The organism is Geobacillus sp. C56-T3 (assembly GCF_000092445.1).
GTDB lineage: Bacteria > Bacillota > Bacilli > Bacillales > Anoxybacillaceae > Geobacillus > Geobacillus thermoleovorans.
Window position 1 is genome coordinate 1,051,024 of the sequence record NC_014206.1, and the last position, 13,508, is coordinate 1,064,531.

At 54.6% G+C, this 13,508-nt stretch carries 17 protein-coding genes; 16 read left to right on the top strand and 1 reads right to left on the bottom strand.

The features are described 5' to 3' along the window. Nucleotides 1-2: 2 nt before the first annotated feature. The 3 genes from GC56T3_RS05330 to deoC all read left to right on the top strand — a co-directional run bounded on the left by GC56T3_RS05330 (nucleotide 3) and on the right by deoC (nucleotide 3,015). Nucleotides 3-779: a 16S rRNA (uracil(1498)-N(3))-methyltransferase gene (locus GC56T3_RS05330; protein ID WP_013144704.1), complete on the top strand. Its 777-nt coding sequence runs from the start codon at nucleotides 3-5 to the stop codon at nucleotides 777-779. Between the two features lie 76 nt (nucleotides 780-855). Beyond that, nucleotides 856-2,205 carry a tRNA (N(6)-L-threonylcarbamoyladenosine(37)-C(2))-methylthiotransferase MtaB gene (gene mtaB / locus GC56T3_RS05335; protein ID WP_013144705.1) on the top strand — a complete coding sequence of 450 codons (1,350 nt, stop codon included), beginning with the start codon at nucleotides 856-858 and terminating at the stop codon, nucleotides 2,203-2,205. A 138-nt stretch (nucleotides 2,206-2,343) separates the two neighbouring features. Then, nucleotides 2,344-3,015, top strand: coding sequence for a deoxyribose-phosphate aldolase (deoC, locus tag GC56T3_RS05340; protein ID WP_013144706.1), 672 nt, complete (start codon nucleotides 2,344-2,346; stop codon nucleotides 3,013-3,015). Here the strand turns inward: deoC and GC56T3_RS05345 are convergent. Next, nucleotides 3,012-3,947, bottom strand: coding sequence for a Na/Pi symporter (locus GC56T3_RS05345; protein WP_013144707.1), 936 nt, complete (start codon nucleotides 3,945-3,947; stop codon nucleotides 3,012-3,014). The two genes, deoC and GC56T3_RS05345, sit on opposite strands and share 4 nt — an antisense overlap. A 184-nt stretch (nucleotides 3,948-4,131) precedes the next feature. Between GC56T3_RS05345 and rpsU the strand changes: the two genes are divergently transcribed. The 13 genes from rpsU to GC56T3_RS05405 all read left to right on the top strand — a co-directional run bounded on the left by rpsU (nucleotide 4,132) and on the right by GC56T3_RS05405 (nucleotide 13,490). Further along, nucleotides 4,132-4,305 carry a 30S ribosomal protein S21 gene (rpsU, locus tag GC56T3_RS05350; protein ID WP_008879912.1) on the top strand — a complete coding sequence of 58 codons (174 nt, stop codon included), beginning with the start codon at nucleotides 4,132-4,134 and terminating at the stop codon, nucleotides 4,303-4,305. Nucleotides 4,306-4,334: 29 nt separating this feature from the next. After that, the gene (locus GC56T3_RS05355) at nucleotides 4,335-4,781 is read left to right on the top strand and encodes a GatB/YqeY domain-containing protein (RefSeq protein ID WP_013144708.1); all 447 of its coding nucleotides are present in this window, start codon (nucleotides 4,335-4,337) and stop codon (nucleotides 4,779-4,781) included. A gap of 101 nt (nucleotides 4,782-4,882) precedes the next feature. After that, on the top strand, nucleotides 4,883-5,167 hold the full coding sequence (gene yqfC / locus GC56T3_RS05360; RefSeq protein WP_013144709.1) for a sporulation protein YqfC: 285 nt from the start codon (nucleotides 4,883-4,885) through the stop codon (nucleotides 5,165-5,167). Between the two features lie 15 nt (nucleotides 5,168-5,182). After that, a complete protein-coding gene (yqfD, locus tag GC56T3_RS05365; RefSeq protein ID WP_013144710.1) occupies nucleotides 5,183-6,370 on the top strand; it encodes a sporulation protein YqfD in 1,188 nt (395 codons plus the stop codon). Between the two features lie 2 nt (nucleotides 6,371-6,372). Continuing rightward, a complete protein-coding gene (locus GC56T3_RS05370; protein ID WP_011231973.1) occupies nucleotides 6,373-7,335 on the top strand; it encodes a PhoH family protein in 963 nt (320 codons plus the stop codon). Nucleotides 7,336-7,384: 49 nt separating this feature from the next. After that, nucleotides 7,385-9,487 (top strand): HD family phosphohydrolase, encoded by a 2,103-nt coding sequence (locus tag GC56T3_RS05375; protein WP_013144711.1) that lies wholly within the window; start codon nucleotides 7,385-7,387, stop codon nucleotides 9,485-9,487. Next, nucleotides 9,484-9,954, top strand: a complete 471-nt coding sequence (gene ybeY / locus GC56T3_RS05380; protein WP_011231971.1) for an rRNA maturation RNase YbeY — start codon at nucleotides 9,484-9,486, stop codon at nucleotides 9,952-9,954. The genes GC56T3_RS05375 and ybeY overlap by 4 nt, the downstream gene beginning before the upstream one ends. After that, nucleotides 9,954-10,307 (top strand): diacylglycerol kinase family protein, encoded by a 354-nt coding sequence (locus GC56T3_RS05385; protein WP_013144712.1) that lies wholly within the window; start codon nucleotides 9,954-9,956, stop codon nucleotides 10,305-10,307. Before ybeY ends, GC56T3_RS05385 begins: the two co-directional genes overlap by 1 nt. 122 nt (nucleotides 10,308-10,429) lie before the next feature. Further along, a complete protein-coding gene (locus GC56T3_RS05390) occupies nucleotides 10,430-10,828 on the top strand; it encodes a cytidine deaminase (RefSeq protein ID WP_013144713.1) in 399 nt (132 codons plus the stop codon). Then, entirely contained in the window at nucleotides 10,821-11,729 is a 909-nt protein-coding gene (era, locus tag GC56T3_RS05395; protein WP_013144714.1) for a GTPase Era, read from the top strand. Before GC56T3_RS05390 ends, era begins: the two co-directional genes overlap by 8 nt. A gap of 101 nt (nucleotides 11,730-11,830) precedes the next feature. Beyond that, entirely contained in the window at nucleotides 11,831-11,974 is a 144-nt protein-coding gene (locus GC56T3_RS18400) for a YqzL family protein (RefSeq protein ID WP_011231967.1), read from the top strand. 31 nt (nucleotides 11,975-12,005) lie between these two features. Next, nucleotides 12,006-12,794 (top strand): DNA repair protein RecO, encoded by a 789-nt coding sequence (gene recO / locus GC56T3_RS05400; protein ID WP_013144715.1) that lies wholly within the window; start codon nucleotides 12,006-12,008, stop codon nucleotides 12,792-12,794. 72 nt (nucleotides 12,795-12,866) lie between these two features. Further along, nucleotides 12,867-13,490, top strand: a complete 624-nt coding sequence (locus GC56T3_RS05405) for a helix-turn-helix transcriptional regulator (protein WP_272945229.1) — start codon at nucleotides 12,867-12,869, stop codon at nucleotides 13,488-13,490. The last annotated feature ends 18 nt before the right edge of the window (nucleotides 13,491-13,508 follow it).

Genomic DNA, 13,508 nt, shown 5'->3' on the forward strand with positions numbered 1-13,508 from the left:
CTGTGCAGCGCTATTTCGTTTCCGGCCAGGCGCAACAAGGCGGGATCGTCGCGATCAGCGGCGATGATGCCCATCATATCGCCCGCGTCATGCGCATGAAGCCGGGGGACGGGATCATTTGCGTCTTTCCAGACGGGCGCACGGCGGTGTGTGAAATTGAACAAATTGCCAATGAGCATGTGCAAGTCCGTATTGTACAATGGAAAGAGGAGCGAAGCGAGCTGCCGGTGCGCATCTACATCGCCCAAGGGCTGCCGAAAGGCGAAAAGTGGGAGCTCGTCATCCAAAAAGGAACAGAGCTCGGCGCCGCCGGCTTTCTTCCGTTCGAAGCCGCCCGGTCGGTCGTGAAATGGGACGCGAAAAAGGCGGAGAAAAAAGTCGAGCGATGGAAAAAAATCGCGAAAGAAGCGGCTGAGCAGGCTGAACGAACGGTGGTGCCGGACGTGCGGGCGCCGCTTTCGTTTGTCGAGCTCCTCGCCTTTGGCCAAACGGTCGATGTTCGGCTGTTTGCCTACGAAAAAGAGGCGCGAAACGCCCGGCATGCCGCGCTTCCGGCGCTTCTTTCCCGCCTCCGTCCGGGCGGCGCGTTGCTGGCTGTCTTCGGGCCGGAAGGCGGGTTCAGCCCGGAAGAAGCAGAACAGCTTCGGCAGCACGGCTTTTCGCCGTGCAGCCTTGGGCCGCGCATTTTGCGGACCGAAACAGCTCCGCTCTATTTGCTTTCCGCCGCCTCTTATGAATGGGAGCTGCGCGCGCCGAACGGGGAAGCGGAGCGCGCTTAGTGAGCAACATTGGCTGTTTCTTATAAAAGTTCGGTCCCGCTGATCCCTAAGCGGGGGGCAGAGTGAGGTGAACAAGATGCCAACAGTGGCTTTTCATACACTAGGCTGCAAAGTCAATCATTACGAAACCGAAGCGATTTGGCAGCTGTTTAAAAAAGCCGGCTACGAGCGAAAAGAGTTTGAAAGCCGTGCGGATGTGTATGTGATCAACACGTGCACGGTGACGAACACCGGCGATAAAAAGAGCCGTCAAGTCATCCGTCGTGCGGTGCGCCGCAATCCGGACGCCGTCGTCTGCGTGACCGGCTGCTATGCGCAAACATCGCCGGCTGAGGTCATGGCCATTCCGGGCGTTGATATTGTCATCGGCACGCAAGACCGGCATAAAATTTTGGATTACATCGAGCAGTTCCAGCGCGAGCGCCAGCCGATCAACGCTGTTCACAACATTATGAAAACGCGCGTTTTTGAGGAGATGGATGTGCCGGAATTCACGGATCGGACGCGGGCGTCGCTTAAGATCCAAGAAGGGTGCAACAACTTCTGCACGTTTTGCATCATCCCGTGGGCGCGCGGCTTAATGCGCTCGCGCGATCCGCAGGAAATCATCCGCCAGGCGCGCCAGCTCGTCGCCGCCGGCTATAAAGAAATCGTTCTGACCGGCATTCATACAGGCGGCTATGGCACCGATCTGAAAGACTATAACTTTGCGTCCTTGTTGCGCGATTTAGACGAGCAAGTGCCGGGGCTCCGGCGGCTCCGCATTTCGTCGATTGAGGCGAGCCAAATCACCGATGAAGTGATTGATGTGCTGAAGCGGTCGGAGAAAATCGTCCGCCATTTGCACATTCCGCTCCAGTCTGGGTCGAATACGGTGCTCAAGCGGATGCGCCGCAAATATACGGTGGAATTTTACGCGGAGCGGCTCGCCCGGCTGCGCGAAGTGTTTCCAGAGCTGGCGGTGACTTCTGACGTCATCGTCGGCTTCCCAGGCGAGACGGAAGACGAATTTATGGAGACGTACAACTTTATTCGTGAACAACGGTTTTCCGAGCTGCATGTCTTTCCTTATTCAAAGCGGACCGGCACGCCGGCGGCGCGCATGCCGAACCAAATCGATGAAGAAACGAAGCATGACCGCGTCCGCCGCTTGATCGCTCTGTCCGATCAATTGGCGAAAGAGTACGCCTCCCGTTTTGAAGGGCAAGTGCTCGAGGTCATCCCGGAAGAGCGCGACAAAGAGCGGCCGGATTTGTACGTCGGCTATACAGACAACTATTTGAAAGTCCGCTTCCCGGCAACCGAGGAAATGGTCGGTGAACTTGTCAAAGTGAAGATTACGAAAGCCGGCTATCCGTACAATGAAGGAGAGTTCGTCCGCGTTGTGCCGGATGAAATGGCCCGTTCGGTCAAATGGAGCTCATAACCCAGCCTAGTTGCTGGGTTTTTTCTGTCTTTTTTCCGGAGACAATACGGATGGCTAGTTTTTGTCGAGGGAGCATGGTATGATGGTAGACGTCAGACCTTCCATCTTGACGGAAATGGCAGAAAGGGGTTTCTCCGAATGACGATGAATATGGCGAAAATGATCGATCATACGCTGCTCAAACCGGAAGCGACAGAACAACAAATCGTGCAACTGTGCACGGAAGCAAAGCAATACGGCTTTGCTGCCGTGTGTGTCAACCCAACATGGGTGAAAACGGCGGCGCGCGAGCTTTCCGGCACGGATGTCCGCGTCTGCACGGTCATCGGCTTTCCACTTGGGGCGACGACGCCGGAAACAAAGGCATTTGAAACAATGAACGCCATCGAAAACGGCGCCCGCGAAGTCGATATGGTGATCAACATCGGCGCGTTAAAAAGCGGGCAAGACGAGCTTGTCGAGCGCGACATTCGCGCGGTCGTCGAGGCGGCGGCTGGCAGGGCGCTTGTCAAAGTGATCATTGAAACGGCGCTTTTGACCGATGAGGAAAAAGTGCGCGCCTGCCAGCTTGCGGTGAAAGCCGGCGCTGATTATGTGAAAACGTCGACCGGGTTTTCCAGCGGAGGTGCGACGGTGGAGGATGTGGCGCTGATGCGGAAAACGGTCGGCGACAGAGCAGGTGTCAAAGCATCAGGCGGCGTTCGCGACCGGAAAACGGCAGAAGCGATGATCAACGCCGGCGCGACGCGCATCGGCACAAGCTCTGGAGTGGAGATCGTCACCGGCGGGACGGGCCGCGCTGACTACTAAGCCCGGTTTCGGTCATGCAAAAACAGAATGACCTTTTCGATGGCGCCGACAAATGGAAGAGCAGCCACTGAGCAAATGACGTTGAACAAGACGCTCACATGAGCGAGCTGCACATCAGGCGCTGGGTTGAGCCTGGCGGCAAAACTGGCGAGCGGCTCGGTCCAAAAGGCGAACAAAGCGGCGCCGACGACGTTCAGCCATAGATGGGTGTAGGCGGTCAGCTGGGCCTCTTTGCTGGAGCCGATCGAAGCCAAAAGCCCGGTGATGCACGTACCGATGTTGGCGCCAAGCAACAGAGCAATCGCCGCGGACAGCGTCAACAGCTGTTCGTTTAAAAATCCCATGGCGATGCCGATCGTTGCCGCGCTCGAATGAACGAGAGCGGTGAGGACGATGCCGACAAGAAGGCCGACAGCGACGGATCGGTTCGTTTCTTTAAGCCATGCATCAACGAACGGATAGGCGGCAAGCGGTTTAGCGAGGCTGCCAAAGCCGTCCATGGCAAACAGCACAGCGGCGAGGCCGACAGCGGTCATGCCGATGCCGAGAACAAGGCGATGGCGGCCGAAAAAAACAAGCAGCGCGCCGCTTATAAGAAGTGGGATGGCGCCATCGCCGATATCAAGTGTCATCAGCTCGGTCGTGACCGTCGAGCCGATGTTGCTGCCTAAAATGATGCCGATCGATTGGCGGAACGACAAGTAGCCGGCGGCGACAAGGCCGACCGTCATCACCATCACCGCTGAGCTGCTTTGCAGGAGAGCGGTCGTCGCCAAACCGGCGGCAAATCCTTGCAGCGGCGTGGCGGTAAAGCGCATGAGCCACCGTTTTAACCGATGGCCGGACAACGTGTAAAGCCCAGCTTTCATCATAAACATGCCAAGAAGAAACAAAGCGGTGTAAATGGCAAACAGCATCCAAAACGATCCCATGGGCGATCTCCCCTTTCACCCTATATGTATGGGCCTTGTCCGCGGGTGATGACCGTTTTTTCAGCGCGGGGAAGAGGCGGCCAGCAGGCCGCCGCTGCTTTTTTTATTGACCTTTTCTGTCAGCATGTATTATAATTGACAAGTACAATATGCAATGGTTGTTGTTCGGAGGGAGGGAAGCAGGATGTCCAAAACGATCGTTCGCAAAAATGAGTCGATCGACGACGCTCTTCGTCGCTTTAAGCGTGCCGTTTCGAAAACGGGCACTTTGCAAGAAGTGAGAAAGCGCGAATTTTATGAAAAGCCAAGCGTCAGACGGAAGAAAAAATCTGAGGCGGCTAGAAAGCGCAAGCACTAAGAGCATGCATTAAAGAGGGTGTATAATCGGTGAGTCTTCTCGATCGTTTGAATGACGATATGAAGCAGGCGATGAAAAACAAGGAGAAAGAAAAACTGTCTGTTCTCCGGATGCTGAAAGCGGCGCTGCAAAACGAAGCGATCAAGCTCGGCAAAAGCCCGCTCTCGGAAGACGAAGAGCTGACGGTTCTTTCTCGCGAACTGAAACAGCGTAAAGACTCCCTCCAAGAATTTGAAAACGCTGGCCGTTCAGATCTTGTCGAAAAAGTGAAAACCGAAATTGAAATTGTTCAATCGTATATGCCAACGCCGCTGACAGAGGACGAGCTGCGCGATTTGATCGAGCAGACGATCAAGGAAGTCGGCGCCTCTTCGAAAGCGGATATGGGAAAAGTGATGGGCGCGATCATGCCGAAAGTGAAAGGAAGAGCGGATGGTTCGCTCGTCAACAAACTTGTCCAACAACAGCTGTCATAAATGCAATGGGCCTTGCCGGCAGGCGGGCCCGTTGTTTTTGAAAAGCGGTGCTAGAACCCCCTTTTGTCTCATACATATGAGATGAAAGGGGGTTCTTTTTGATGGTGAAAAAATGGCGCCAGCAGATGAAGCGGTGGATGGCGGAAAAGCTTGAACTTCCCGCCGACATTATGATGGATCTGCCCCGCATTACGATGGTTGGGCACATACATATTTACATTGAAAACCACCGCGGGCTGCTCGCGTTCAGCGATAAAGAGCTCCGCCTTTTGCTGCGGAACGGACAGCTCGTTGTCCGCGGCGAACAGTTTGTGATTAAAACGATTTTGCCGGAAGAAATTTTGTTGGAAGGAAAAATCAGCCAAGTCGTTTATATAGATGAATAGCGAGGAGGAACGGAGATGAAAAACGAATGGGTCGACACGCTCGCCGGCAGCGTGCGGGTCAAAGCGAGAGGGAAAGGGATCGAACGGTTGATCAACGCCTGCGTCCGCCAAGGGATTGCCGTCTGGAACGTGAAAAAGCATAGCGCGGATACCGCGACGTTTTTCATTAAGCTCAGCGACGTGAAACGGCTGCGCCATGTCGCCCGGCAAAGCGAATGCAAACTTTCGTTTGTCGGGAGAACCGGGCTGCCGTTTTTTTGGCGGCGGGCCTGGCGGAACAGCGGGTTTTGGCTCGGCTTGCTCCTTTTTATCGCGATTGTGTTTTTGCTTTCGAACATCGTTTGGAAGATCGAAATCAAAGGGGCGGCTCCAGAGACGGAGCATCAAATCGCCCGCGAGTTGAAGCGAATGGGAGTCGAGCGCGGCGCATTTCAGTTTCTGCTTGATGACCCGGAGACGCTGCAAAAAAAGCTGACGGAACGCGTTCCGGACATCACGTGGGTCGGCGTTGAGTGGAAAGGGATGTCGCTTCACTTCCGCGTCGTTGAAAAAGAGATTCCGGAGCCGAAAAAACCGATTCCGCCGCGTCATCTCGTGGCAAAAAAAGAGGCGGTCATCGCTGATTTGTTCGTTGAAGAGGGACAACCGCTCGTTTCCGTCAACGACTATGTGCAAAAAGGCCAGCTGCTTGTTTCTGGCATTATCGGCGCTGAAGGGAGGACGAAGTTTGTGCCGGCGTCAGGGAAAGTGTTTGGCGAAACATGGTACAAGTCTACGGTCGTCCTGCCGCTTGAGACGACGTTTCATGTGTTGACCGGCAAGTTCACCGAACGGCATTATGTCGGAATCGGGCGCCTTTTGATTCCCGTTTGGGGATGGAAGAAGCCGGTGTTTGCCCATACCATCGTTGAGACAGAAAAACGGCCGTTTCGTTTTTGGAAATGGGACTTGCCGCTCTATTACGAGCGCATCACGATCCGCGAGGCGGAAGAAGTGAAGCGGCGCTACACGTGGGAAGAAGCGTTCGCGGAAGCGAAAGAGATCGCCCGCCGCGAGCTGCGGGCGAAATTGCCGGAGGAGGCGGCCATTCGCAGCGAAAAAGTTTTGCATCAGGCGAAAGAGAATGGTAAAGTAAGGGTAGAATTGCATTACGAAGTCATTGAAAATATTGCTGTACCACAACCCATCGTCCAAGGAGATTGAGAATGTCAGAGCAGTTCGTTACGATCAGCCAACATGTGCGAAACCCGCAGGAAGCGGCGGCGCTCTTTGGCGTCCATGACATCCATTTAAAGCGGATCGAGGAAGAGCTCGGCGTGTCGATTGTGACGCGCGGGGAAACGGTCAACGTCTCCGGCACGCCGCAGCAAGTTCAGCTCGTTGATGAATTGCTTCGCCATTTATTGATCGTCATTCGCAAAGGGGCGGCGGTCAGCGAGCGCGACGTTCTTTACGCCATTCAGCTTGCAAAAAAAGGAGCGCTTGACGGCCTTGTTCAGCTGTATGACGAGGAGATTACAAAAAACGCCAAAGGGAAGCCGATCCGCGTCAAAACGTTGGGCCAGCGCTATTATGTTGCAGCAATTGAACAGTATGACTTGACGTTCGGCATCGGCCCAGCCGGCACCGGAAAAACGTATTTGGCGGTCGTCATGGCGGTCAAGGCGTTAAAAAACGGCAGCGTCAAGCGCATCATTTTGACTCGTCCGGCCGTTGAGGCCGGAGAAAGCCTCGGCTTTTTGCCAGGCGACTTAAAAGAGAAGGTTGACCCGTATTTGCGCCCGCTGTATGATGCCTTAAACGATGTGTTGGGAGCGGAGTATACGCAGCGGTTGATTGAGCGCGGCACGATTGAAATCGCCCCACTCGCCTACATGCGCGGCCGGACGCTGGAGGATGCGTTCGTCATCCTTGACGAGGCGCAAAATACGACGCCAGCGCAAATGAAAATGTTTTTGACCCGGCTCGGCTTCGGCTCGAAGATGGTCATTACCGGCGATATTTCCCAAGTCGACTTGCCGAAGGGCGTCGAATCGGGGCTTTCGGTCGCCAAGCGCATTTTGGCCTCCATTGGCGGCATCGCCTTTGTGTTTTTGGAACAGTCGGATGTCGTTCGCCATCCGCTCGTCGCGAAAATTATTGACGCCTATGATGAGGCGGGCTTATAGAACGAGAGCGACGGGATCGGTCTTTTCTTGCAAAGCGAGGGGAAAACCGGTGGGAAGGTTTCGTTTTTTTCTTGAGCGGACAAAAACAGTCCGCTTTGTCCGCTTTTGGCTGTTTTTGCTTTTGGCTGTTCTGTTGTTTGCCGTTTTGTATTGGCAAGTGAAGCCGCGCCAGTATGAGCTGCGCCTGTTTGACGTCGCTAAGGAAACGATCCGTTCGCCGGTGACGGTCGAGGACAAAGAGGCGACCGCCAAGCTGAAAGAAGAGGCGGCGGCGAAAGTAGCGGATGTCTATACGTTAAAAAAAGAATATGCCGAAAACCGGGTCGACCTTCTTTCCTCGCTGTTTGCTGCAATTGAGAGCGTGCAGCACGAGGCGGAGCCGGACCGCTCGCTCGGCGATATGATCGCCAAACTTGAGGAACGGCTGCCGCCGGAATGGCTTGCCTATCTGTCTGCCGCTGAATGGCAACGGTTGCTTGCCGCCTCGCCGGAGGAGCTCAAGACGGCGAAGGAAGCCGCCTTGACCGCGGTGCATGCCGTCATGAGCGAGCGCATTTCCCAAGCGGAACTTGACACGGCGCGGGCGGAAGCGGCCAAAGAGCTTGAATACGCTGCGCTGTCGCCGCCGCTTCGCGAGGCGGTCGCGAAGCTTTGCCGACAGGCGGTCATTCCGAACGTCGTCTACGATCGGGCGGCGACGGAAGAAAAACGGCGGCAGGCGATGGATGAAGTGAAGCCGGTGAAAATTTTGCAAGGGCAAGTGATCGTCGAGGAAGGACAGTTTATCACGAATGATGTTTACCGCCGGCTCGAGCTGGTCGGCTTGCTTGAGAGCGGGCGTCCGTCTTGGACCGCCGCTGGGCTTTTGGTGTTCGTTTTGTTGCTGCTTGCTCCGCTCATTTACTATTTTCGGACGGAAACGACGAATGAAAAGCTGTCGCTTTATACAGCCATTTTTGCGTTGATGATGACGACAATGGCGCTCATTCGCCTTCTGCCATCTAGCGGCGCTGTTTCCATCGGTTGCCTTGTGCCGGCGGCGTTCGGGCCGATGCTCGTCCGCATTTTGCTCGGAGAGCGGCTCGCGATGATGACGACCATCATCGGAGCAGTGTGCGGCAGTTTGCTGTTCAATGAGGAAATTGGAACGGCCGGCGCGGTGTCGGTGTCGTTGATTGTTTACTTTCTTGCCGGCGGCTTGGCCGGGACGTTTTGTCTGCCAAAGGAGCTGGCGAAAGCGAACATTTGGCGGGCCGGCGTGTTTGTCGCCGCGGTCAATATCGTTTCGCTTTTTTCGCTGTTGCTGTTAAAAAACGGCCGCTATTCGCCGACGGAAATCGGTTTGTTGGTGCTGATGGCGGCGGCCTCAGGGGTTTTTTCTGCCATTTTGACGATCGGTCTCTTGCCGGTGTTGGAGGCGGCGTTTGGCATTTTGTCGCCGCTTCGGCTCATTGAACTGTCCAATCCGAACCATCCGCTCTTGCGCAAGTTGCTCACTGAAGCGCCGGGGACGTACCATCATAGCATTATGGTCGCCAATTTGGCCGAAGCGGCGTGCGAGGCGATCGGCGCCGACGGCTTGCTGGCGCGCGTCGCCTGCTACTACCATGACATCGGCAAGACGAAGCGGCCGCGCTATTTCATCGAAAATCAAATAGGCGGCAATCCGCATGACCATTTGTCGCCGCAGTTGAGCAAAAATATTATTATCGCCCATGTCGCCGACGGCGTCGCTTTGCTGCGCAAGCACCGGCTGCCGAAGGAGATCATCGACATCGCCGAACAGCACCACGGCACGACGCTGCTGAAGTATTTTTATCATAAGGCGCGCGAGCAAACCGAGTTTGTCTCGGAAGCGGAGTTTCGTTATCCCGGGCCGAAGCCGCAGACGAAAGAAGCGGCGGTCATCAACATCGCCGACAGCGTCGAAGCGGCTGTTCGCTCGCTATCCAACCCGTCGCAGGAAAAAATCGAGAAGATCGTCCGGTCGATCATCGCTGATCGCTTGCAGGACAACCAGCTGAACGAGTGCGACATTACGCTGAAGGAGTTGGAACTCGTCGCCCGTTCGCTTTGCGAGACGTTAAACGGCGTCTTCCATTCGCGCATCGAATACCCAGAAGTACGAAAGGAAAAGGTGAAGCATGCATGACCATTCACATTGATTTTCTAGATGAAACGAACGAGGTGACCGCTGAGCAAATCGAGACGATCGAGCGGCTGCTCGCTGAGGCGGCGGCCCTTGAAAACGTGCCGGACGGGGCGGAGGTGAGCGTCACATTTGTGGACAACGAACGCATCCGCGCGATGAATCGCGACTATCGCGGCAAAGATGCGCCGACCGATGTGCTTTCGTTTGCTCTTGAGGAGGAAGGGGAAGAAGAGGTTCACATCGTCGGCGCTGATATGCCGCCGGTGCTCGGCGATATCGTCATTTCGATTCCGAAGGCGAAAGAGCAGGCGGCGGCCTATGGGCATTCGTTCATGCGCGAGCTCGGGTTTTTGGCTGTGCACGGTTTCTTGCACCTGCTTGGTTACGATCATGGGACAGAAGAGGAAGAGCGCGTCATGTTCGCCAAGCAGGAAGACATCTTGGCGAGGTTCGGGTTGACAAGATAATGCGCGGCAAACGAGAGCGAGACCGGTTTGCTTGGGCGTGGGCGGGAATGAAGGCGGCGGTGAAAGAGGAAGCTCATTTGCGCTTCCACTTGGCGGCCGCTGTTGTCGCCTTTGCCGCCGGGTGGGTCGTTGGGCTGTCGCGCTGGGAGTGGATCGTGCTGCTCATGACAGTCGGCCCGGTCATTGCGCTTGAGCTCGTCAACACGGCTATTGAGCGCGCCGTCGATTTGGCGACGGGTGAGTTTCATCCGTTGGCGAAAGCGGCGAAAGACATCGCTGCCGCGGCGGTGCTCGCGGCGGCCGGATTTGCGGTTGTGATCGGCATTTTGCTGTTTTGGCCGCATCTTCGCTAAACGAATGAGAGAGAAAATTCTAATTTTTCTGTTACATTTTGATTTCAAATGATGAAATGGATGGCGTTTTTTTGTAAAATAAAAGAAAGCAGCGTTTGCTTGCAGGAAAGGAAGAGTCACTCGTGGAGATTGAGCAGCTCATTGCCGAAGCGAAAAAAGCGCGCGAACTCGCCTACGTGCCGTACTCGAAGTTTCCAGTCGGCGCCGCGCTGTTGACGAAAGGCGGCAGTGTGTACCGCGGCTGCAACATTGAAAACGCCGCCTACAGCGTGTGCAATTGTGCGGAGCGGACCGCGTTGTTTAAGGCATATTCGGAAGGGGAGAAGGAGTTTACGGCTCTTGCGGTCATCGCCGACACTCCCCGCCCGGTGCCGCCGTGCGGCGCATGCCGCCAAGTGATCGCCGAACTTTGCCACGGCGATATGAAAGTCATTTTAGCCAACCTCAAAGGCGATGTGAAAGTCATGACAGTCAGCGAATTGCTGCCAGAAGCTTTTTCAGCGGAGGATTTGCATGCGTAAAGAAGGATACAAATCAGGATTTGTTGCCATTATCGGAAGACCAAACGTAGGAAAGTCGACGTTTTTAAACCGCGTCATCGGGCAAAAAATCGCGATTATGAGCGATAAACCGCAAACGACGCGCAATAAGATTCAAGGCGTGTACACGGACGATGACGCGCAAATCATCTTTATCGACACGCCTGGGGTGCACAAACCGAAGCATAAGCTCGGCGACTTTATGATGAAAGTGGCGCTCAATGCGCTTCGCGAAGTCGATTTGATTTTGTTTATGGTCAATGCCGAGGAAGGATTTGGGCGCGGTGAGGCGTTCATCATCGAACGGCTGAAAGAAGTGGACACCCCGGTGTTTTTAGTCATCAATAAGATCGACCGCGTCCATCCGGATGAATTGCTGCCGCTCATTGACCGATACAAAGATTTGTACCCGTTTGCTGAAATCGTGCCGATTTCGGCTCTTGAAGGGAACAATGTCGACCGCCTGCTTGAGCAAATTAAAGAGCGGCTGCCGGAAGGGCCGCAATATTATCCGCCGGACCAGATTACTGACCATCCGGAGCAGTTTATCATCGCCGAGCTCATTCGCGAGAAAGCGCTTCACTTAACGCGCGAGGAAGTTCCGCACTCGATTGCTGTCGTCGTCGAACGCATCGAGCGGCGAGAAGGATCAGGAACGGTGTACATTAGCGCGGTGATCGTGGTGGAGCGCGATTCGCAAAAAGGAATCATCATCGGCAAGCAAGGCCGGATGCTGAAGGAAATCGGACAGCGGGCGCGCGCTGACATCGAAGCGCTGCTTGGGTCAAGAGTGTTTTTGGAACTGTGGGTCAAAGTGCAAAAAGACTGGCGCAACCGCCTTTCGCAGCTGCGCGATTTCGGGTTCCGTGAAGACGAGTATTGACGGTTAGAAAATTTTACGCGACATAAACCGTTTTTGCCTGAGCCAAGCTATAGGTAGACCACCAATACGCAATGCCTGCAGGCGGAAAGAGGTGTCATTCCATGCTTGAGTTCACGTGGAAGTTGTTTAGCCAAACAGGCAATATCGACACGTACCTCCTATTTAAAGAGTTGGAACGAGAGCAACAGTTTGGCGGTGAAGAGCAAAACGCTGAACAGAAAGAAATCGACCAGCCGATCTCGTAGCATCGTTGTTGGTAGAAGCGGTGGTGATGGGATGTTCGAAACGTGTGAAGCGATCGTCATGCGGACGGTCGATTATGGCGAGACGAATAAAATTGTCACATTGTTTACCCGAGAATGGGGAAAGGTGGCTGCGATGGCAAGGGGAGCGAAAAAGCCAAGCAGCCGCCTTTCTGCTGTTACGCAGCCGCTCTCATACGGCCATTATGTCATCCGCCGCAGCCGCGGCGTCGGCGTTCTTCACCAGGGAGAGCTCATCGACTCGATGCGGGCGCTGCGCGAAGATTTGTTTGCCGCCGCCTATGCGGTGTATATTGTAGAGCTCACCGACAAAAGCACGGAAGAGCAAAAGCGCAATCCGTACTTGTTTGAGCTTCTTTTGCAGACACTACAATATATGAGCGAAGGCCGCGATTTAGAGATTTTGACGTTCATTTACGAAACGAAAATGCTTGCAGTGCTTGGCATTCCGCCGGTGCTGGACCGTTGCGCCCGCTGCGGGGCGACGGAGGGGCGCTTCTCGTTTTCCGTCAAGGAGGCGGGCTTCCTTTGCCATCGCTGCGAGGCGTCCGATCCCCATCGGTTCCCGCTCTCTTCGGCTTCCGTCCGGCTGTTGCGCCTCTTTTTTCATATCGATCTTGCTCGGCTTGGGTCCATATCGGTGAAAGAAAGCACAAAGATGGAGCTGGGCGCCGTATTGTCCGCCTATTATGATGAATATGCCGGCCTGTCGCTGAAGACGAAGCGTTTTTTGCAGCAAATCGGTGAACTGAAAGACAAGCTCAGCCCCGACGGAGGGCAAGGAGCATCATTTTCATTGTGAATGGGGCGTGTAGTATAATATAAATGAGAGTGATAGCGTGTGGGACCTTTTTTGGCAAGGTGGTGAACGACGATCGAACTAAATAAACGCCAAGAGCAGATTTTGCAAATTGTGAAAGACTACGGGCCGATCACCGGAGAAAGCATCGCTGAGAAACTGAACTTGACGAGGGCGACGCTGCGGCCGGATTTGGCCATCTTGACGATGGCTGGCTACTTGGAAGCGCGGCCGCGCGTCGGCTATTTCTATACGGGAAAAACCGGCAAGCAGCTGTTCGCCGATAAAATGAAAAAGATGAAAGTCGAGGATTACCAATCGATTCCGGTTGTCGTCAATGAGAATGTGAGCGTCTATGATGCGATCGTCACAATGTTTCTAGAGGACGTCGGCACGCTGTTTGTCGTCGATGACGAGTCGTTGCTTGCGGGCGTTTTGTCGCGCAAAGATTTGTTGCGCGCAAGCCTTGGCAAGCAGGAACTGACGGCGATCCCGGTCAATATTATTATGACGCGGATGCCGAACATCGCCGTTTGCTACAAGGACGACCCGCTCATTGACGTGGCTGAACAGCTGATTGAAAAACAGATCGATGCCATGCCGGTCGTGCGCAAAACGGAGAAAGGATATGAAGTGATCGGCCGTATTACGAAAACGAATATAACGAAAGCATTCGTGTCGCTAGCCAAAGAGGACTAATCCAAACAAAGGAGGAGA

Bases quoted from the DNA above. Each gene is read 5' to 3' on its own strand.
- mtaB (WP_013144705.1), top strand. From the start codon at position 856: ATGCCAACAGTGGCTTTTCATACACTAGGCTGCAAAGTCAATCATTAC.
- deoC (WP_013144706.1), top strand. From the start codon at position 2,344: ATGACGATGAATATGGCGAAAATGATCGATCATACGCTGCTCAAACCG.
- GC56T3_RS05345 (WP_013144707.1), bottom strand. From the start codon at position 3,947: ATGGGATCGTTTTGGATGCTGTTTGCCATTTACACCGCTTTGTTTCTT.
- rpsU (WP_008879912.1), top strand. From the start codon at position 4,132: ATGTCCAAAACGATCGTTCGCAAAAATGAGTCGATCGACGACGCTCTT.
- yqfC (WP_013144709.1), top strand. From the start codon at position 4,883: ATGGTGAAAAAATGGCGCCAGCAGATGAAGCGGTGGATGGCGGAAAAG.
- yqfD (WP_013144710.1), top strand. From the start codon at position 5,183: ATGAAAAACGAATGGGTCGACACGCTCGCCGGCAGCGTGCGGGTCAAA.
- GC56T3_RS05370 (WP_011231973.1), top strand. From the start codon at position 6,373: ATGTCAGAGCAGTTCGTTACGATCAGCCAACATGTGCGAAACCCGCAG.
- ybeY (WP_011231971.1), top strand. From the start codon at position 9,484: ATGACCATTCACATTGATTTTCTAGATGAAACGAACGAGGTGACCGCT.
- GC56T3_RS05385 (WP_013144712.1), top strand. From the start codon at position 9,954: ATGCGCGGCAAACGAGAGCGAGACCGGTTTGCTTGGGCGTGGGCGGGA.
- era (WP_013144714.1), top strand. From the start codon at position 10,821: ATGCGTAAAGAAGGATACAAATCAGGATTTGTTGCCATTATCGGAAGA.
- GC56T3_RS18400 (WP_011231967.1), top strand. From the start codon at position 11,831: ATGCTTGAGTTCACGTGGAAGTTGTTTAGCCAAACAGGCAATATCGAC.
- recO (WP_013144715.1), top strand. From the start codon at position 12,006: ATGTTCGAAACGTGTGAAGCGATCGTCATGCGGACGGTCGATTATGGC.